This window comes from Sinorhizobium sp. CB7, from assembly GCF_041357635.1.
GTDB lineage: Bacteria > Pseudomonadota > Alphaproteobacteria > Rhizobiales > Rhizobiaceae > Rhizobium.
The window spans coordinates 121,905-141,735 of the sequence record NZ_JAULLL010000002.1 but is presented as its reverse complement, the minus strand read 5'-3'; the positions used below and the strand labels follow the sequence as shown (position 1 = coordinate 141,735).

The 19,831-nt window shown below is 58.4% G+C and carries 19 protein-coding genes; 8 read left to right on the top strand and 11 right to left on the bottom strand.

The features are described 5' to 3' along the window. Positions 1-38: 38 nt before the first annotated feature. A complete protein-coding gene (locus tag AAE029_RS04825) occupies positions 39-1,073 on the bottom strand; it encodes an aldo/keto reductase (RefSeq protein ID WP_371071671.1) in 1,035 nt (344 codons plus the stop codon). A gap of 94 nt (positions 1,074-1,167) precedes the next feature. On the opposite strand from AAE029_RS04825, the gene AAE029_RS04820 reads away from it, so the two are divergent. Further along, a complete protein-coding gene (locus AAE029_RS04820; protein ID WP_371071670.1) occupies positions 1,168-2,088 on the top strand; it encodes a LysR family transcriptional regulator in 921 nt (306 codons plus the stop codon). 252 nt (positions 2,089-2,340) lie between these two features. Next, positions 2,341-3,450, top strand: a complete 1,110-nt coding sequence (locus AAE029_RS04815) for an AbrB family transcriptional regulator (protein ID WP_371071669.1) — start codon at positions 2,341-2,343, stop codon at positions 3,448-3,450. Here the strand turns inward: AAE029_RS04815 and AAE029_RS04810 are convergent. Next, on the bottom strand, positions 3,440-4,321 hold the full coding sequence (locus AAE029_RS04810; RefSeq protein ID WP_371072095.1) for an AraC family transcriptional regulator: 882 nt from the start codon (positions 4,319-4,321) through the stop codon (positions 3,440-3,442). The two genes, AAE029_RS04815 and AAE029_RS04810, sit on opposite strands and share 11 nt — an antisense overlap. A 35-nt stretch (positions 4,322-4,356) precedes the next feature. Here AAE029_RS04810 and AAE029_RS04805 point away from each other — a divergent pair, with 35 nt between their 5' ends. After that, positions 4,357-4,764 (top strand): DUF2000 family protein, encoded by a 408-nt coding sequence (locus tag AAE029_RS04805; RefSeq protein WP_371071668.1) that lies wholly within the window; start codon positions 4,357-4,359, stop codon positions 4,762-4,764. A gap of 82 nt (positions 4,765-4,846) precedes the next feature. On the opposite strand, the gene AAE029_RS04800 is transcribed toward AAE029_RS04805, so the two are convergent. From AAE029_RS04800 to AAE029_RS04780, 5 genes are all read right to left on the bottom strand, one after another. After that, the gene (locus tag AAE029_RS04800) at positions 4,847-5,512 is read right to left on the bottom strand and encodes an OmpA family protein (RefSeq protein ID WP_371071667.1); all 666 of its coding nucleotides are present in this window, start codon (positions 5,510-5,512) and stop codon (positions 4,847-4,849) included. 226 nt (positions 5,513-5,738) lie between these two features. After that, entirely contained in the window at positions 5,739-7,388 is a 1,650-nt protein-coding gene (gene ettA, locus AAE029_RS04795; protein WP_371071666.1) for an energy-dependent translational throttle protein EttA, read from the bottom strand. Positions 7,389-7,524: 136 nt separating this feature from the next. Continuing rightward, the gene (locus AAE029_RS04790) at positions 7,525-9,252 is read right to left on the bottom strand and encodes a hypothetical protein (RefSeq protein ID WP_371071665.1); all 1,728 of its coding nucleotides are present in this window, start codon (positions 9,250-9,252) and stop codon (positions 7,525-7,527) included. A gap of 64 nt (positions 9,253-9,316) precedes the next feature. Then, a complete protein-coding gene (locus tag AAE029_RS04785) occupies positions 9,317-9,532 on the bottom strand; it encodes a hypothetical protein (protein WP_371071664.1) in 216 nt (71 codons plus the stop codon). A 108-nt stretch (positions 9,533-9,640) separates the two neighbouring features. Next, positions 9,641-10,390: a ribonuclease gene (locus AAE029_RS04780; protein WP_371071663.1), complete on the bottom strand. Its 750-nt coding sequence runs from the start codon at positions 10,388-10,390 to the stop codon at positions 9,641-9,643. Between the two features lie 221 nt (positions 10,391-10,611). Between AAE029_RS04780 and AAE029_RS04775 the strand changes: the two genes are divergently transcribed. From AAE029_RS04775 to AAE029_RS04760, 4 genes are read left to right on the top strand one after another with little or no spacing between them, the layout of a single operon-like run. Beyond that, positions 10,612-11,484, top strand: coding sequence for an alpha/beta fold hydrolase (locus AAE029_RS04775; RefSeq protein ID WP_371072094.1), 873 nt, complete (start codon positions 10,612-10,614; stop codon positions 11,482-11,484). A gap of 18 nt (positions 11,485-11,502) precedes the next feature. After that, positions 11,503-12,465 (top strand): DMT family transporter, encoded by a 963-nt coding sequence (locus tag AAE029_RS04770; RefSeq protein ID WP_371071662.1) that lies wholly within the window; start codon positions 11,503-11,505, stop codon positions 12,463-12,465. A gap of 20 nt (positions 12,466-12,485) precedes the next feature. Beyond that, complete coding sequence (locus tag AAE029_RS04765) at positions 12,486-13,688, top strand: CaiB/BaiF CoA transferase family protein (protein WP_371071661.1); 1,203 nt, start codon at positions 12,486-12,488, stop codon at positions 13,686-13,688. After that, positions 13,685-15,343, top strand: coding sequence for a thiamine pyrophosphate-binding protein (locus tag AAE029_RS04760; RefSeq protein ID WP_371071660.1), 1,659 nt, complete (start codon positions 13,685-13,687; stop codon positions 15,341-15,343). The genes AAE029_RS04765 and AAE029_RS04760 overlap by 4 nt, the downstream gene beginning before the upstream one ends. A gap of 39 nt (positions 15,344-15,382) precedes the next feature. On the opposite strand, the gene AAE029_RS04755 is transcribed toward AAE029_RS04760, so the two are convergent. From AAE029_RS04755 to AAE029_RS04745, 3 genes are all read right to left on the bottom strand, one after another. Continuing rightward, entirely contained in the window at positions 15,383-15,727 is a 345-nt protein-coding gene (locus tag AAE029_RS04755; RefSeq protein WP_371071659.1) for a RidA family protein, read from the bottom strand. 164 nt (positions 15,728-15,891) lie between these two features. Continuing rightward, complete coding sequence (locus AAE029_RS04750) at positions 15,892-16,230, bottom strand: TIGR01244 family sulfur transferase (protein WP_371071658.1); 339 nt, start codon at positions 16,228-16,230, stop codon at positions 15,892-15,894. 54 nt (positions 16,231-16,284) lie between these two features. Then, the gene (locus tag AAE029_RS04745) at positions 16,285-17,133 is read right to left on the bottom strand and encodes an aldose 1-epimerase family protein (RefSeq protein WP_371071657.1); all 849 of its coding nucleotides are present in this window, start codon (positions 17,131-17,133) and stop codon (positions 16,285-16,287) included. 276 nt (positions 17,134-17,409) lie between these two features. On the opposite strand from AAE029_RS04745, the gene AAE029_RS04740 reads away from it, so the two are divergent. Next, complete coding sequence (locus tag AAE029_RS04740; protein WP_371071656.1) at positions 17,410-18,804, top strand: L,D-transpeptidase family protein; 1,395 nt, start codon at positions 17,410-17,412, stop codon at positions 18,802-18,804. A gap of 73 nt (positions 18,805-18,877) precedes the next feature. On the opposite strand, the gene AAE029_RS04735 is transcribed toward AAE029_RS04740, so the two are convergent. Further along, positions 18,878-19,588 (bottom strand): AAA family ATPase, encoded by a 711-nt coding sequence (locus tag AAE029_RS04735; protein WP_371071655.1) that lies wholly within the window; start codon positions 19,586-19,588, stop codon positions 18,878-18,880. Positions 19,589-19,831: the final 243 nt, after the last annotated feature.

Here is a 19,831-nt window from a genome sequence, read left to right as displayed (position 1 = left end):
GAACTCCTGGGGACGCGATGGCGTCGAAGGTGCACCCTTCAGATCAATGGCGGATTAAGCCGGGCAAATCCCTCTTGTCGGCGGTAGGGGAAATAGGGATATGGCGCCGTTACCGCGCTGGCCGCATCAAGTCGCGCCACCTGCTCCGCTGTCAGGGACCATCCGAGCGCACCAAGATTCTGGCGCAGTTGCTCTTCACTGCGCGCGCCGATGATGACGCTCGCAACCGTCGGACGACCGGCTAGCCAGTTGAGCGCAATCTGCGGCACACTTCTGCCGGTTTCCTTCGCGATCACATCGATTACGTCGATGATGTCGAACAGCTTTTCATCATCGACCGGAGGACCGAACGACGCCGTCTGCTGTAGCCGGCTTTCCTCCGGCAAGGGTTGACCGCGGCGGATCTTGCCTGTCAGTCTGCCCCATCCCAGCGGGCTCCAGACGAGCGCTCCCACCCCTTGATCGGCGGCAAGCGGCATCAACTCCCACTCGTAATCGCGGCCTACCAATGAATAATAGACTTGATGCGCTATGTAGCGGGCGTAGCCATATTTCTCGGCGATTGCGAGCGATTTCATCAACTGCCAGCCCGAGAAATTCGAGACACCGGCATAGCGGATCTTGCCCGCGGAAATAAGGGCGTCGAGTGTCGAGAGCACCTCCTCGACCGGCGTCGCTGCGTCGAAGGCATGCAATTGCAGAAGATCGATATAATCCGTACCGAGGCGCCGCAAGGCATCCTCTGTTGCCTTTATCAATCGGGAACGCGAGGTGCCGGCGTCGTTCGGGCCATCGCCCATCGGCAGCGCAGTCTTGGTTGAGATCATCACCTCAGCGCGGCGTCCCTTGATGGCCTGGCCCAGCACCTCCTCCGAAGCGCCGAATGAATAGACATCGGCGGTATCGAACAGATTGACGCCCGCTTCCAGGCAAATGTCCACCAGTCGCCGCGCTTCTGTGGCCTCGGTATTGCCCCATGCGCCAAACAGCGGTCCGCTACCGCCGAATGTGCCCGCACCGAAGCTTAGAACCGGCACCTTGAGGCCGGACGCGCCAAGATTTCTGTAGTCCATTCATCCATCTCCTTCTGTCGTCCATCTTCAATAGACGCAGCAGAGATCGTGATATAGATTACCGAAAGAAAAAGATTTGTGAGTTGAATTCATCATGAGCCGACAGGAAATCAACCGTTCGGGTGAAATGGAAGTGTTTGTCAGGGTCGTGGAACTCGAAGGTTTCTCGACCGCGGCTGCCGCATGCCGGATGACGCCATCGGCTGTCAGCAAGCTTATTGCCAGGTTGGAAGCCCGCCTGGGTGCAAGGCTGGTGAATCGCTCGACGCGCAAGCTGCAGCTGACACCGGAAGGCTGCTCCTTCTATGAACGTAGCCTTCGCATTCTCGCCGATATTGCGGAAGCCGAGCGTCATGCCTCGGCCGGAGAACAGCCCGCCGGGCGCATCCGTATCAATACCAGCGCCTCCTTCGGCTACCACATGCTGGCCCCGCTCGTGCCGCGATTTCTATCCGATTATCCGGCTGTGACACTCGATATCGCCCATACCGACAGAGTTATCGATCTTCTGGGCGAGCGTGCCGATGTCGCTATCCGCGCCGGTCCCATGAAGAGTTCAAGCCTGATGGCGCGCAAGCTGGGCGCGACACGGATGACGATCGTCGCCTCGCCTGCATATCTGAAACAATTCGGGATGCCCGAGTCCCCTGCCGATCTGGACCGTCACCGGCGCATCGCTTTTTCCTATGCGCGAGCGGTCGAAACCTGGCCGTTTCTGGAGGCTCCGGGCAGAGCCGCAGTTGAAGCGCCAATTGCTGTCGAGGTTTCAGACGGCGAGGCGATGCGCCATATGGCGCTTACCGGCGCCGGTCTTGCGCGCCTTGCAGCGTTCACCGTACGCGGCGATCTCGAGTCCGGCCGTCTCCTGCCGGTCATGGAGAATTTTAATCCGGGCGACCTCGAAGAGTTTCACGCAGTCTATCTCGGCCAGGGCGGTCCGCTGCCGGCACGGATCCGGGCACTCCTCGATTTCCTGGCGGAGAATGTCCGCTTTTCCTCCCGCATGGTTCCTTAAAACCATGCGGCAATTCAAAACGTTATGGCCACCGTTGTGCGTCTTAGACGCAGATTTGACGTTGACCGCCGGTGATGGACATCTATATTCGTTTCATGAGCGTACCCTCACTTCTCTAATTCCGCTCGACTAGTCCATCCAGTTTCCTTGTTTGCTGCCGATGCTCGTTTTCAGTAGTTCCATGATCGTTGCCGTCCATGAAAGGAAGGCATTGGCGGAAAGACGAGACAGGCCAAATGCTCAAAAAGCCAAATGCTCAAAAAGAATGACAGCCCCCGTTTCACCTTTGCCTTCGGTGCGGGTCTGTTGCAGTGGGGAATTCTGCTTGGCCTGTCCCTCCTGCTGGTTGTTCTCCTGGAACTGACCGGCCTTCCTGCGTCGCTGCTGATCGGCCCGATGGTCGCGGCCATCATCCTCTCGCTCGCGACAGGAAAGGGAGCGATTAAGGTGCCTCAGCGTCCGCTCCTCTTTTCCCAGTGCCTTGTCGGTTTCATGATGGCACGCAGTATCACGCCGGACATCATCGACACCATGAGTTCGGAGGCTCCCCTCTTCCTGACGATGATCATGGCAGTTATCGCAGCGAGCGGCCTTCTCGGCTGGCTGCTCACACGCTGGCAGGTCCTGCCCGGTACGACGGCCGTATGGGGCTCCTCTCCCGGTGCCGCTTCGGCAATGGTCATCATGTCGGAGGCCTACGGCGCGGACTCGCGCCTCGTTGCTTTCATGCAATATCTGCGCGTCGTCTTTGTCGCCGTCGCGGCTTCCGCTGTTTCAAGGCTGTGGATGGCGGCCGATGGCGGTGAACCGCCGCCACTTATCCTTTTTCCTCCAGTGCATTGGGATTCCCTCGCGGCGACCGTCGGCCTTACCGCCCTTTGCGCCTATATTGCGACGCGGTTTCGCATAGCGGGTGGCACGATCATCCTGCCGCTCATCGTCGGTTCGTTGCTGCAGGGATTTGGCATCCTCACCATCGAACTGCCCATGTGGCTGCTCGCCGCCAGTTATGCCTTTGTCGGCTGGAGTATCGGACTCAGGTTCACCCGCGACATCATCATGCACGCCACCCGCGCCCTTCCCCGCGTCACGGGCTCGATCCTGACGCTGATGGCGCTGTGCGGTTGCATGGCTTTCGCGCTTCACATATTTGCAGGCGTTGACCCGCTGACGGCCTATCTCGCCACCAGTCCGGGCGGCGCAGATTCGGTGGCGATCATCGCCGCGTCGAGCGACGTCGATCTTCCCTTCGTTATGGCAATGCAGACCGCGCGCTTCTTCCTCATCATCTTGATCGGCCCCTCGCTCGCGCGCTTCATTGCGCGCCGAAGCAGACCGGCGGACCATTCAACTACCGCCTGACCGGATTGTTCTGCGGCATCGTAAACGTCGCCCATTGGCCTGGTGTCATGCCGTAAGCCTTCTTGAAATGGCGGCTGAAATGGCTCTGATCGGCGAATCCGGCTGCCGCAGCAGCTCCTGCCAAGTCCTCTCCCGCATCTATCATCGTCCGCGCTTTTTGTAGGCGGCGCATCAGCAGATAGCGGTGCGGGCTGGTCGCAAATGCGACGCGAAAATGACGAGAAAGAGCGAAGCGATCAAGGCCGGTGACCGCCTCCAATTCCGTCGAACTTACGCCACGCACGGCATTCGCCTCCAGATATTCCCGTGCGGCATTCACCTGACGCCACGCAACGTTGCCAAGGGGCTTTATCGGCAACCTCGCATGCCGGGCAAGACCGCGCGCGACATTTGCGACGAAGTCGTCGACAAAAAGATCATCTAGTTTTCGATCGAGTTGGCCAAGTGCGCCGAGCAGCAATGACGCCAACCTCGCGTCCTTCACCACCGGGTCGCTCACGAAAGGCAGTCCTGCCGCACTTCCCCTCAGACATTGCAGCAGGAGTGATGGCTCGAGATAAAGCATGCGATAGCGCAGCCCGTCGTCGGTAGCCGCGCCGCCGTCATGAATTTCGTCCGGATGCAGTATGATGACCCGTCCCGGCAAGCTGAAGCGGCGCTCGCCACGATATGCGAAGGTCTGGACGCCTCTCAACGTCACCCCAAGCGCGTAGGTGTCGTGACGATGCGGTTCGAACGCATTGCCGGAAAACTGCGCCTGAATGCGCTCGATGCCGGGATAGGTTGGCGCGGTCGTGATCCGGTTTACATCCGGTGCCTCGCACAAACGTTCAAGACCTTCGAAGACCGGCGCGCCAAGATCGTTCTGCAAAACCACCTCGGAAATCCCATGTGAAAGAAACTGCAATGTTTGATACCAAAATTGCGATCGTGCTGCGAAGCAATCTTGCGCCCTGGCAGAAGCTGAATGTGACCGCATTTTTGATGAGCGGGATCGCCGCGCAATCGCCCGACATCATCGGTGAGCCCTATCGTGACCGCGCCGGCAACCTCTACAATGCTCTGTCCAGGCAGCCGATCATCGTACTTTCGGCCGACGACGCCGCGATTTCTGCAATCCATCGCCGCGCACTGGAACGGGGCGTCGCAACCTCGCTCTTCATAGAGGAGATGTTCGCGACGGGACACGATGCTGCAAATCGCGCCGTCTTCGCCGAATTTGCGCCCGAGGACGCGAAGGTCGTCGGCATCGCATTGCATGCGGACAAGAAGATCGTCGACAAGATCACCAAGGGCGCCAACATGAATCATTAATGCGCCGTGAAAGGACATTGATGTCCCAAATAAAAGCGGCCGGGCGTTACCCGGCCGCTGTGAAAACGAATCGCCTTGGCAACTAGCTCTGGGTGATTGGGGCGATCTGGATTTCGACGCGGCGGTTCTGCGCTCGCCCCGCCTCCGTAGCGTTCGAGGCAACAGGCTGTGACGGGCCGAAGCCTTGGGCTGAAATGCGACGCTGATCGATACCCTGACCGCCGAGATAGTTCGCCACCGAATAGGCGCGACGCTGTGAGAGATCCTGGTTATGAGCGAGGCTTCCGGTCGAATCGGTATGGCCGTTGATGTCGATTAGCGTGCGGTTGAACTTACGCAACACGATAGCGACCGAATTCAGCGTCGGATAGAATCCGGACTTCACCGCATCCTGATCGACGTCGAAGGTAATGTTCGACGGCATGTTGAGAATGATACGATCGCCTTGGCGTGTGACCGAGATGCCGGTTCCTTCGAGCTGAGCGCGAAGTTCGGCCTCCTGCTGGTCCATATAGTTGCCGATCGCCCCGCCTGCGAGAGCGCCGATGCCGGCGCCGATCAACGCGGCGTTGCGCCGTGAATCGGCAGAATGGCCAACTGCAAGTCCTCCGAGCGCACCGACAGCCGCGCCGAGCATAGCGCCACCGGCCGTATTCGACATTTTCTGCTCACCTGTATAGGGGTCGGTCGTCGTGCATGCACTGAGATACGTGGCGGCGAGCGCCAGGAGGGCAAATTTCTTTATCATGAATCGCGGGATCTCCGTTCAAAGCTGATGCGAGCAGATATTAAGGATTACGGCAACAAGATGGACATGCAATCCGCAAGATACGGGAATCCAAAGCGAAATCGATGAGGCGCGACCTTCGTGCAACGCCGCTCTGCAAGAAGCAAACGACTTCGACGAAGAACCAAGGCAGGCGGAGGAAAAGAATCCGGCGGTACTCCGCCGGATCCGCGACCGTAAATGCGGTCTATCGGGTCAGCCGCTTGTAGGTGACACGCTTGGGATTGACGGAATCGGCGCCGAGACGACGAATCTTGTCCTGCTCGTAATCCTCGAAATTCCCCTCGAACCATTCGACATGGCTGTCGCCTTCAAAGGCGAGGATATGCGTCGCGAGCCGATCGAGGAACATGCGATCGTGGCTGATGATGACCGCACAACCGGCGAAGTTTTCGAGCGCATCTTCCAGCGCAGACAGCGTCTCGGTGTCGAGGTCGTTGGTCGGTTCGTCGAGCAGGATCACGTTGCCGCCGGCCTTCAGCATCTTGGCAAGATGCACGCGGTTGCGCTGACCACCGGAGAGCGTGCCGACCTTCTGCTGCTGATCGCCGCCCTTGAAGTTAAAAGCGCCGCAATAGGCGCGGGAATTGACCTCATGCTTGCCAAGCTTGATGATATCGTTGCCGCCGGAGATCTCCTCCCACACGGTCTTGTCGCCGGCGAGCGCGTCGCGGCTCTGATCGACATAGCCGAGGTCGACCGTTTCGCCCACGCGGATATCGCCGCTGTCCGGCTTTTCCTGCCCCGTGATCATGCGGAACAGCGTCGTCTTGCCGGCGCCGTTCGGCCCGATGACACCGACGATGCCACCCGGGGGCAGCTTGAAGGACAGGTTTTCGATCAGTACCCGATCGCCGTAGGACTTTGTCAGGTTCTCGGCCTCGATTACCACCTGGCCGAGACGCTCGCCGACCGGGATGACGATCTGTGCATCGCCGGGGCGACGGTCGGCGGCTGCCTTGACCAGTTCGTCATAGGCGCGGATACGCGCCTTTGATTTCGCCTGCCGAGCCTTCGGGCTGGAGGCGATCCATTCCTGTTCACGCGAGAGCGCCTTCTGACGGGATGCCTCCTCGCGGCCTTCCTGCTGCATGCGCTTGGCCTTGGCCTGAAGATAGGCCGAGTAGTTGCCCTCGTAAGGGATACCACGGCCACGGTCGAGCTCGAGGATCCAGCCGGTAACATTGTCGAGGAAGTAGCGGTCGTGGGTAATCATCAGGACCGCACCCGGATATTCGCGCAGATGCTTTTCGAGCCAGGCAATGGTCTCGGCGTCCAGATGGTTGGTCGGTTCGTCGAGCAGAAGCAGGTCGGGCTGCGACAGCAGCAGCTGGCAGAGCGCGACACGACGCTTCTCACCACCCGAAAGGCTCGTAACCTCCGAGTCGCCCGGCGGGCAGCGCAACGCATCCATCGCCATCTCCACCTGGCTTTCCAGGTCCCAGAGATTCTGGCTGTCGATGATGTCCTGGAGCTTCGCGCCCTCTTCCGCCGTCTCGTCGGAATAGTTCATCATCAGCTCGTTGTAACGGTCGAGGATCGCCTTCTTGGATGCGACGCCTTCCATGACATTCTCGAGCACGGATTTGGATAGATCGAGTTGCGGTTCCTGCGCCAGATAACCAAGCGTCGCACCCTCGGCGAGCCATGCTTCGCCCGTATATTCCTTGTCCAGACCGGCCATGATGCGCAGTACCGTCGACTTACCGGCACCGTTCGGACCGAGAATGCCGATCTTGGCGTTGGGATAAAACGAAAGGTGGATATTCTCCAAAACCTTCTTGTTGCCATAGGCCTTGTTAAGACCGGCCATATGATAAATGAACTGACGTGCCATGGATGAACTGCTCCGCAAGGGAATTTTGATTTTGCCGCTATGTAGGCGAATTAGCACGAAGGAGCAACGCACGAAGCCCAAAAACCAGAGCTTTTGTCGCACTACATCTCAGATCCGGCAGAAGCAATCGATGACGCTACTGAAGCTTTAGATGATCGATGCTGAAAAGCTGGAAGTCTGTTTTCGCAGGCGGCTCAATGCGCTGCAAGCCCGGCCAGGACTTGCCGGCGGCAAGGGCAGCATAAAGCGGCGCGTCCTTCGGATCAGCCTTTAAGGGAAATCTGCAAACGGCCACATAATCGAACGGGGCGAGTGCGCTGCGCCGAACCTCAGCGTCACTAGAGCGGAAAGCCTCAAACATCCGTCTCATACCGGGCGAAGAGCGATGAAATGGAACCGCGCCAACGGAAAAACCTGGAGGAGCGGCGAACAGAACAGGCAATGAAAGGCCTTGAGGGACGGCGATCCGGCCGGGCGGGACCTTCAAAAAGACGGAAAAATCCTGTCCCTTGCATTCACTGAACGCCATGTAGTCGACCGCATCGAAGTTCCAATTCCTGGGAGGGATCACAAAATACAACACGCCAAAACCCACACCCCCCGCGGCGGCACAACTGGCAGCAAGGCGGCGCGCTCTCGGAAATCGATGCCGATCTATCAACCAAGCAATCGTAGGGGGCAGAAAGAGCGATAAGAAAGCCGCGGGAAAGCGGATATAACGGGTAAGCAGTAGAGTTACGAGTATTGAACTTAGAGCTACGCCATAGATGATAGCTAAACCGGGCTCCCGCGCCTGAACTTTTGCCAGGGCGATTGGAAATGCCAAAATTGTCGCAGCGGTCAACAACGCAAGAAGTACCAAAACGTCATATTGACCGTTCCCGTAGAAATACAAGAAACTGTGTTCCTGCCAGATGCGATCAAACCAGAGCTCCCGCGATAGCGGATCAATAATGCTGTAGGGACCTGCCAAACAGGACGGAAAGAGCATCCCTGCAGTGACGAGCAGTGCAACTGACAGAAAGGTCAGGACAATCGCCCTCCGCAACAGCGTCGCCCATTGAATGGCCGCGCAGAGCCCCAGAATGAGAGAAAATCCGCACATTAGCGCGATATAGGGAGCGGAAAACGCATCGCATTGCGTCGAGACGATACCACCCGGACCGATGAAAGCCAGCGCCGAAAAGGCCGTGACAGCGACCATTGACACTGAAGCCGCAATAAGTAGCTCCCGAACGCCGCGCGCTCCCTGGATATAGCAAAGCACAAGCCCACCGTAGGCGACCACAACGAAGGGAAGGCATTCGAGACCAATGACAACGGAAAGCGCACTACCCGCTCCGATCATCATGCCTCCCCTGCGGTCCCAGCGAGCCAAACCGTCGATGACCATCAGCATCGTGATGATCTGAGCATTATGGTGGTCGATACGTCCGGGCGCAAACTCCAGCACGGCCATGGTCATAGCGAAGGTCATGATAGCAAGCGAAATCTGGTAAGACAGCTTCCGCAGCTCGAAGCCTACCATCAGCCTCTGTACGATCGACGCCGCGAGAAGGCTGAAAATCGCCAACATCAACGGCGGCCAAATATGAAAAGCGAGTCCTACGGCTCGCTGTGGGCTTACGAAAGGCATGAGCATTTTGGCGACCGCCACATATGGCAGGTCAACCAGCCGCGACCAGGGCGAGGTATAGACGTCTGGCATCGAGACAAACGGCAAGCGCAGATCGTACCAGTTGCCGTACGCAGACATCAAATAGCGGATCTGCAATTCCCGCATCTGGTCATCGACATCAGCCATAAACGGCCGCCCATCGGCGAGATCAATTAGAACCAATATCAATCCGACGCCGTAGATCATTAGAAAGCTGCGTATCGGAGAAACATCTGCAACAGCTGAAGTATCAGCCTCGGCCGGCAATATATTAGACATCGGCGATCACGCGATCTAAGTTTCCAAAGGCCCAAAACAGCGGCCGGCAAATCTCGGCGGCCAATAGCGCGCCATCCACATCCATCAGATAGGCTCTTCCATCAACCCAGTCCAAACCCACCAGCAGTAAAGCCGTCAGGATGACCAATGGCAGAAGACGCCACGGGAAGGCACTTTCGGCGACGGCCCCAAAATCACGCGCCGGCATTGAGACCGTATCGCACACTACAAAAGATCCCGATTGAACCGGCTGTTGAACTACAACCGATCCTAATCGGGATCTGCTAAGAATTTACTGATGCATCATCTGTCGATTTCAGGAGCCGACCGCGTCGACGACACCCTCGTTGCAGCCAGCCGTCGTACTTCCGGCGTTCTGGATCAACTTTCCAAGTTGTGGTGTTCCACCTTCCTTCGAAACGGCATCCTCTGAGAGGCCGATCGTCAGCTCCGAAATCATGCGCAGATTGCCCACGCGCCGGCAGCTCATTTTGACGCGGTCCCCGGCTCCAGCGCCAAAGCTCTTGTCGAAAGCCTGTTTGATTTCCTCGACCTTCAGCGATTTGCCGATATTGGCGGCGAAAAGATCGCGCACCGCCGAGGCATTCAGTTCACCCATAAGTCGCAACGAAAGATTGAAATATTCATCTGCCGCCAGTCCCATGCAAGTGCCGTGTTTTATCCATTCGTGGCGTTCAAGGCCCGATTGCGTGCCCGGCATCGCTTTCGCAAGGGCCGTCTGTGTATCCGCGGACAGCTTTACCTCGGGCAGTTTGTTCCAGTCGCCGTCCTTGTCGGCAGCACGCTGGTCGGCCGTAACGTTGCAATAATTCCGCCGCATCGGCCAGAGGCCGTGCAGCGAGAAATTCGTCGCATCGTGACGATCCTTCGTCTGGCTGCCGCATTCCGGCTTGCGCTGGTTCGTTGCGCAAAACGCCGGTTGCCAGCTTGCAGCAAGAATGAATCGGGTTTTACCAGTTTCGTTTTTCTCCTGTGCCTGGAGGCCCTGCGTGCTAAATACGATTGCGGCGATTACTACCGCGAAACTAAAGGTGCTCTTTCTCATGCCGCTCCCCAATAAGAACAATGCGAGAACAAATAAGCATCAATGAGAAAACATTGCAACCATGAATCGTAATTCCAGCAAATATTTCATCTGGCAGAATCGGACCTGTTCTTTACTGCATCGCCTCGCTTCGGCTGCACTGCCATGGGCAAGGGGCGAGCGTGTTTAGACAGACGCGATGGCTAGAAAGCAAGACCGGCGCAACGCTTGCCTACCATCACATGGAGGCGAGCACGCCGGCCCATGGAATTCTCCTTGTCTGCCACGGTCTTGCCGAACACGCACGGCGCTATGAACGCTTCGCAGCCGCGATGGCCGTGCGCGGCTATCATGTCTATGTCCATGACCATCGTGGTCATGGCGAGACTATCGCGCCGGATGCCCCCATCGGGCAGTTCGCGCGTCACAATGGCGTCGACCTAGTGATCAGGGACACGATTGCCGTGCGCAACCTTGCGGCATCTTTGCATCCGGGCCTGCCGATCATCATCTTCGGCCACTCCATGGGCGGGCTGATCAGCCTGAATACCGCAGTCACCGCGCCGGAGAGATTCGACGCAGCCGCAGTCTGGAACGCAAATTTCAATCCGGGAATTGCGGGACGCGCAGCGCAGGCAATTCTTCTCGCCGAGAGGATGTTAAAAGGATCCGACGTTCCGAGCGGTTTTCTGCCCAGGCTTACCTTTGGAGCCTGGGGACAATCCATCACTGATCGTCGTACGGAATTCGACTGGCTGTCGCGCGATACGGCGGAGGTCGACAAATACATTGGCGATCCGCTCTGCGGCTTTGATTGTTCCGTCTCGCTCTGGCTTGACGTTTTTGCGCTCACGTTCCGCGCCCCTCAAAGGACGCATCTCGCAAGTCTCCCGAGACACATGCCGTTCCACATCGTCGGTGGCGGACAGGATCCGGGAACCGACAACGGGAAAGCAGTCCTCTGGCTGTCAAATCATTTGAAAAAACTCGGCTTCTCCCATATCACCACGAAAATATATCAGGACATGCGGCACGAGACTTTAAACGAAATCAGCGCCGAGACCGCCATTTCGCAGTTTGCGGACTGGTGCGATCGAATAAGCTCAAGGTCCTGAGCGAAAGGGATCTTTTGAATGCGCGGCGCTGCCGGTAAGCTGAATCTCGCCTCCCCCTCCTCCGAGATCACCACTGGCTTGCTCCTGATGTTCCTGTCGGTGCTCGCTTCGCCGCTTATCGACATCTTCTCCAAACTTGCAACGGCGACGGTGCCGCCCGCCGAAGTCACGGCGGCTCGTTTCATTGTCCAGTCTCTGTTCATGCTGCCGATGCTCTTGCACCGTCGCATCTGGAGCGAGTTCTCCTGGCGCCAGAGCGGTTTTCATGCAATCCGTGGCGGCGTGCTGACACTTTCGATGATCTGCTTTGTGACCACATTGAAGGTCATGGAGGTGGCCGATGCCATCGCCATCTTCTTCGTCGAGCCGATCATCCTGACGATCCTCGGCAGCATCTTCCTCAAAGAGATAATCGGCTGGAGACGCTATACGGCCTGTGCGGTCGGCTTCTTCGGTGCGATGCTCATCATTCAGCCAAGTTTCCAAGAAGTGGGCTTCATAGCGCTCCTGCCGGTCGTCACCGCTTTCTGTATCGCCATCTACGCCCTGATGACGCGCGCGCTGGCGCACGGCGAAGATCCCTGGTCCATGCAGTTCCAGACAGGTGTTTGGGGCATCGTCATTTGTGGCCTGCTGTTGACTTTCGGAGAGGGCACAGGTTCCGAGACCTTCGGTCCGGTCGTTCCGGATACCGCCGCCCTTTTCCATCTCTTCGGCACCGGTCTAACGGCTGCGGTCGCCGGTATCCTTGGCGTCTATGCCTATCGTGCCGCGCCCGCTTCCACACTCGCGCCACTGCAATATTTCGAGATCGTTTCTGCCACCATCTTTGCATGGCTGGTCTTCGGGGATTTCCCCGATCTCCTGAAATGGATCGGCATCCTCATTATCATTGCATCCGGTCTCTACATTCTCTGGCGCGAGCGCCGCTTTGCATCGCGTCCCGTATCCGATACATCTGAACAGGCGCGGGCGCCCTGAAATCCGTCCGCGGGGAGATCATGACGGAAATAACGAAAAAGAAACCGCCGCTTGCCGGTATTCGGGTCATCGAACTCGCTCGGGTTCTGGCGGGTCCTTGGGCAGGCCAGATGCTCGCTGATCTTGGCGCCGACGTTATCAAGATCGAGAACCCGGAAGGCGGCGACGATACACGCCACTGGGGGCCTCCCTTTGTCGAGGGCAGCGATGGCGAAGCTCTTTCCGCCGCCTACTATCATTCCACCAATCGCGGCAAGCGATCGGTCGTAGCGGACCTCAAGACCGAGGAAGGCCAGGCGTTTGTTCGCCGGCTCGTCCAGACGGCCGACGTTCTCATCGAGAACTTCAAGGTCGGGGGATTGGTAAAATACGGGCTGGATTATGAAAGCCTGCGAAAGACCAACCCCAAGCTCGTCTATTGCTCCATCACCGGTTTCGGCCAAACCGGCCCCTACGCCAATCTCGCCGGCTACGACTACATCGTGCAAGGCATGTCGGGCTTCATGTCGATTACCGGGGATCCGGAGGGCCAGCCGATGAAGGCCGGCGTCGCCATCGCCGATATCTTCACGGGCATCTACGCGGTCTCAGCGATCGAAGCCGCGCTGATTCACGCTCTGAAGACCGGCGAGGGCCAATTTATCGACATGGCCCTGCTTGACGTGCAGTCTGCGGTGCTGGCCAACCAGAATATGAATTACCTGATCTCCGGCCGCGCCCCGCAGCGTCTCGGCAATGCCCATCCCAATATCTCGCCCTACGAGGTCGTGCCTACCGCCGATGGTTATCTCATCCTTGCGATCGGCAATGACGGTCAGTTCCGCAGGTTGTGCGCGATCCTTGGCATCGAATCGGTCGCCGGCGAAGATCGCTATGCGACCAACAAGGCGCGCGTTGCCCATCGCGACGATGTCCGCCGTCTTGTCTCCGCGGCAACGGCAAAATGGCCAAAAGCTGAGCTGTTGAAGGCTTGTGAGCAGAATGCAGTGCCGGCGGGCGCCATCAACACGATCGAAGAAATGTTCGCCGATCCGCAGATTCAGACGCGCGGACTACGCATCGATTTGACGGATAATGCGGGAACGGTAATCCCAGGTGTTCGGACTCCGATCCTGCTCTCGGAAACGCCGCTGGACTACCGGCAGCCCAGCCCCCGCTTGGGCGAGCATCAGCAGGAGGTTCTCGCCGAGCTCGAGGAATTGGAGAGGAAAACGAAGTCATGAAGAAAAGTGGCGGCCAGCTCATCGTTGAGGCCCTTGAAGCAAACGGCGTAAAGCGCATTTCCTGCGTGCCCGGCGAAAGCTTCCTCGCGGTGCTCGATGCACTGCACGACAGCGACATCGACGTTATCGTCTGCCGGCAGGAAGGCGGCGCCGCCATGATGGCTGACGCATGGGGCCGGCTGACCGGTGAACCCGGCATCTGCATGGTCACACGCGGACCGGGTGCCACCAACGCCTCCGCAGGTCTGCACATCTCCAGACAGGACTCGATCCCGATGATTCTCTTCATCGGCCAGGTACAGCGTGACGCGCGCGAACGGGAGGCCTTCCAGGAGGTCGAATTCCGCCGTGCCTTCACCGAATTCGCCAAATGGGTCGGTGAGATCGACGATGCCGCGCGCATTCCGGAATTCGTCACCCGCGCCTTCTCGATTGCGACCTCCGGCCGCCCAGGGCCTGTCGTTCTCACCCTGCCGGAGGATATGCTGCGCGACGAGGTTGAAGCGCCGCGTGCCAAGCACTACACGAAGGTCGAAGCGCATCCGGGCCGCAGCCAGATTGATGATTTCTACCTGCGCCTTATCGCTGCAGAACGCCCGATGGTGATCCTCGGCGGCACGCGCTGGAGCGAGGATGCCGTCGCGGATTTTGCCGCCTTTGCCGAGCGCTTCAAGTTGCCTGTGGGCTGCTCGTTCCGTCGCCAGATGCTCTTCGATCATCTCAATCCCTGCTATGCCGGCGATGTCGGCATCGGCATCAATCCGGCGCTCGCACGACAAATCAAGGAAAGCGATCTACTCATCCTGCTTGGTGGCCGCCTTTCGGAAATGCCTTCCTCCGGCTACACGCTGGTCGATATCCCCTACCCGTCGCAGGCGTTTGTCCATATTCACCCGGATCCATCGGAACTAGGCCGCGTCTACAGACCCGATCTCGCAATCTGCGCCAGCCCCGACGACTTCGTTGCCGCCCTTAGAGACCTTGAAGCGCCATCCGAACCGCGCTGGGCGGATCGCACCGGAAGCATGCATGAGGCCTATCTCACCTGGTCGAAGCCGCCGCAGACAGGCCCCGGTGCCGTGCAGATGGGGCCGATCATGGAGTGGCTGGAGGCCAACACCGCGCCGGATGCGATCTTCACCAATGGTGCAGGGAATTACGCCACTTGGCTGCATCGCTTTCACCGCTTCAGGAAATTCAACACGCAAGCGGCGCCGGCTTCCGGATCCATGGGCTATGGTCTGCCGGCCGCTGTTGCAGCGAAACGGCTGTTTCCGGAACGCGAGGTCATCTGCTTTGCCGGCGACGGCTGCTTCCTCATGCATGGTCAGGAATTTGCGACCGCCGTCCGCTACAATCTGCCGATCATTGCGGTCGTGGTGAACAACGGCATCTACGGCACGATCCGAATGCACCAGGAGCGCGAGTATCCCGGACGGGTGAGTGCCACAGATCTTACCAATCCGGATTTTGCCGCACTTGCCCGCGCCTTTGGCGGTCATGGCGAAACGGTCGAGACGACGCAGGAATTCGCACTCGCCTTTGCGCGTGCGCGCGAAAGCCGCAAGCCCGCCATCATCGAGATAAAGCTTGATCCGGAGGCCATTACGCCGTCACGCACGCTTTCCGAAATCGCCCAAACAAAAAGCCGGTGAGCGAACCCATCGGCTTCGTCAGGCGAAGGTGCGCTGAACTTAGTCTAGCGCAGCCGTAATGATGAACTCGACCTTGTATTTCGGTGCTGCGAGCTTGGCTTCGCTGGTGGCGCGGGCCGGCGTATTGGCCGGATCGACCCAGGCTTCCCAGGCAGCGTTCATCTCGGCGAAATAGGCGATGTCCGAGAGGTAGATCAGCGTCTGCAGGATTTTCGACTTGTTCGTGCCAGCGGCGGCGAGAAGACGGTCGACCTCGCCCAGCGCCGACTTGCACTGTTCGGTGACGCTCTCACCTTCGCCTACTTGGCCGGCGAGATAGACCGTGTTGCCGTGGATAACGGCGCCACTCATGCGCGGGCCGACGTCGATACGCTTGATGCTCATATTTCTCTCCTGAATCGGTAGGTTGGATAGTAAAAACAAAAGCGCCGCTGGAGACAGCGCTCCCGAGATGCTGCGCGCCAAGAACGTCCTATTTGCTTTGAGCGATGCATGGCGTTCCGAAAATCGATCACGATTTTCAGAAGCTGGGCGCCGGGATATGGAATTCAGGTGCGGATGTGATGGGTCTTCTGATAGATCGCCGTCGAGCGCGCCCCGGAACGGCAATAGCCGAGCATCGGACGCGGGAATTCGTCGAGCGCATCGACCATCCCCCGAACGGCTTCCTCCGTCACGCCCATCGGGCCGACCGGTACATGCGTGATCTCCAGCCCGAGCTCTTTGGCCCGCGCTTCGATATCGGCAAAGAGCGGCTGATCGGGGCTCTCGTGATCCGGACGGTGGCAGACGATCGACTTGAAGCCCATGGCCTTGATCTCGTCGAGATCTTCGACGGTGATCTGACCTGAAACAGCGTATTCGTCATCGATCTGGCGAATGTCCATGGCTTGTCCTCTTCAAACTGCTGGCTGCTGGTCTACGCCGCAGGCGTGCCAGCGTCAACCTTGCGCTTCGGCGACGAAGGCGAAGCTCAGCGCATAGCTGCGGCTCTCGCCCGGCTGCAGGATATTGAACTCCCCCGCCCGTTCGAGTTCGCCGCGCGATACCCATCGATGCGACACCGGCTCCAGGCCCAATACATTGGCCGGCGCGCCCTGATTACGCCAGACCTGCAGGAAAGGAAGCGTGGCGGCACGGAACCGCACCCGCAATGTTCTGCCGCCGATTGCTGCAATCGGCCCCAGCCGGATTTCCGCCCATCCATCGCTCGCTGCAGGCGCCGGCACGCAAAAGATGCCGCCGGGCTCTTCTCCGAACATCCAGGGGAAGCCGCCATTTTCAAGCATATGGCCAGCCAGCCGTACACCGCGGTCGAGCCACTTGCCACCGATATTCATATGATACATTTGAAAGACGGGCATCGCCGCGTCACTCACGTTGACGACTCTGTCCTCGAGCCGGATTTCACCGGTCGCGCCGTCTATCAGCCAATGGCGTTCCAGTTTTACCGGCTGCCCGTCGACCGTTACAAGAGAAACATCGGCCCGGCACTCCGCATTGCCATCCTCAAATCGCGCCCAGAGAACATCCGCCGGATGGGAGGAAAACGACCCGTGCAAGGGATAGACGGCCTCCCTGCCGGGTATCGGCTCCCTGTGACGGATATGGTCAGGACCACAGGTAAACAGAAATCCTTCCAGGGAGTGGTCAATACGCGGGTCGCCGTCATCCGGAATGGCGCGCTTTGGAGAAAGATCGACCCCCTCGACCACACATGCCCCGATGTCCATTACCGAAGCCGGATCCAGCATCAGCCGGGGACCCTTCGCAGCAGCAAATTCCATCATAAAAATTCATCCTCCCCGGTGCCCGTCCTGCCAGAGTCCGCCTCAAAACGACCGGCCATATGGATTAGGGTCGCTTGGAATATCAGTCAATTGCCAAGCAGACATGCCGGAAGGCTGTCGACATCTTGAAAGGAAACCAGACTGCCGATAAGGCGTTAATGCAGAAAGTAAATCACAGAAATTTTTACAATTTATTCAGTACGAATTCATAAATTCCACAATAGCGTCAAAATTCCTAGGTGTGTGAGCCAGGTTTCTGATTGAGGACGTCAAACGGTGAATCGCTACTTCAAATTCAGCCTTTTCCTAGTCGCCCTCATGACGGCCCTCCCCTTTGCTATGCCCGACGCTCAGGCCCAGGAAGGATACGGCTGGGGCGGCCGCGATGTCGTTTTCGTCACCCCTGATGGCCGGATACTCGACTACCTGCCACGTAACATCATGTATGCGCGCGATCAGCGCGGCAAAAGGGTACTGATCGACCGTTACGGGAACGTCGTGGCAACTGAAATGCGTTCGGATCGCTATTTTCCGCGACGTCCTTCCCGCCGGGCCAATGACGGCTATTACGCCGACGGCGGCTATGCCGACCAGCGCTATCCCGACGACGGATATGGCGACGACCGCTATGCCGAACGCGGCCCTGTAACCGGCTCCATCCAGGAATATGGATCGGTCGAGCGCGAACCGCTCGACGATCAGCCGATGCCGGATGGGTACGGTCGCTCCTATCCACAGGGCGAAAACGACTATGCCTCGATCGAACAGGTGCCCCCCGCGACCGAGAGGAGCGCGCCTGAAGAGCCGGTCATTACACTCAATAACAAATCTAAGCCCGAGATCGTCGCTCTTCAGGTGTTTCTCGACCGCCAGGGTGTTTCGCCGGGCGTGATCGACGGCCATATGGGCTCCAACGTCTCGAAGGCGATCTATGCCTATCAGCAGATGACGGGCGAGAAACTCGATCCGAACAACACCGACAGCATTCTGGAACAGTTGCGGATGTCCGGCGGCCTGCCGGTCATCAACTACACGATTACGCCCGCCGATGCGGCAGGCCCTTACGTCGCTGAAATCCCCGAGGATTATTCCCAGAAAGCGCAGCTTTCCTCGCTTGGCTACACGTCGACAACCGAAATGCTCGCCGAGCGTTTCCACATGGACGAAAATTTCCTCAAGGAAATGAACCCTGGAGCTGATTTTACGGTACCGGGCACAGTCATCAAGGTCGTCAATCCGGGCTCTCCCAAGTCCGGCAGTGTCGCCCGTATCATCGCCGACAAGGGTCGCAAGCAGGTCTTCGCTTATGACGCCACCGGTGCCCTCATTGCCGCCTATCCAGCCTCGATCGGCTCAACCGACACCCCCTCGCCCTCCGGCATAGTTACGGTCGAGCGTGTCGCTTTCAATCCGGGCTACACCTACAATCCGAAGATCAATTTCCAGCAGGGCAGCAACGACAAGATCCTGAACATTCCGCCAGGCCCTAACGGGCCGGTCGGCACGGTCTGGATGGCCCTTTCAAAGCCGACATACGGGATCCACGGCACGCCGGATCCCACAAGGATTGGCCGCACCCAGAGCCACGGTTGCATAAGACTGACCAACTGGGACGCGACCGAGCTGGCCAAAATGGTCACGCCCGGCGTCACGGTCGAATTCGTCGACTGACCCACACCACAGAAATGAATGAAGCCGCCGGAACGATCCGGCGGCTCTATCATTTTCGTATTCACTCGGTTCTTCAGGCAGCGCTTCTGATGGCTTCGCGCGCACGAATTGCCACAGGCAAACGCGCCGGCAGCTTCTCCATCATCTCTTCTGCGAAGAGGCGGGCATTCTCCTGGGCCTTGTCGAGATTACTGACGCGGTTCGGATCCATCGTGTAGAGCGTGCCGCCACAGTCGAAGATATCGCGGAAAGCCGAGCGCTCGATGATCGGCGTATCGAGGACCGGGACCTGCCGCTCGTGAAGCAGCGCCTTGACCGTCTGAAGAGCACGGGTCGTCACTAGTGAATTGACACGCGTCAATACCACGGAATGGGCGATGCGGATCTTGGCCTTGTCTTCGAGATATTGCAGCAGTTCCAGCACCTGTGCGCCACCGCGCGCGTCCATCGCGCAGCCCTGGATCGGTATCAGCACGTGATTGGAAAGACCGATCGCCGTTGCCAGCAAGGGCGTGCGTGCGCCTGGCAGATCGATGATGAAATAATCCGTGCCGTCCCTGCATTCTGAGAGATGCTGCGGCAATGACGCTGACGTCACGAAATCGATGACCGAAACATTCGGCACATGCCCGGATATTTCGTACCACCGTGTAATCCAGTGCTGAGGATCGGCGTCAAGGACGGTGACACGATAGCCCTTGCGGGCGAGTTCAGTCGCAAGAAGGAGAACGGCTGTCGTCTTGCCGGCGCCGCCCTTCGTGTTTGCAAATGTGATGACTGGCATTTTCAATCCTCGCCGGGAAGTATCGCGAGCCGGTATCGCTCAAAAAACGCACTGTCGAGAACATCGTGCGATTAACCCATCCTTTCCAATCATGGTTAATAAATCCTAAACGCGCCTCGCTAAATTGCAGTACGGATTTCTCATGCTGACAGCGCCGTGCGTCCCTTCAGCCACTCGACGATGGCTGTAGCATATTGAATTGCCACATGTTTTTGTTCCCAAAAAATCGATTCCGGTTTTGAG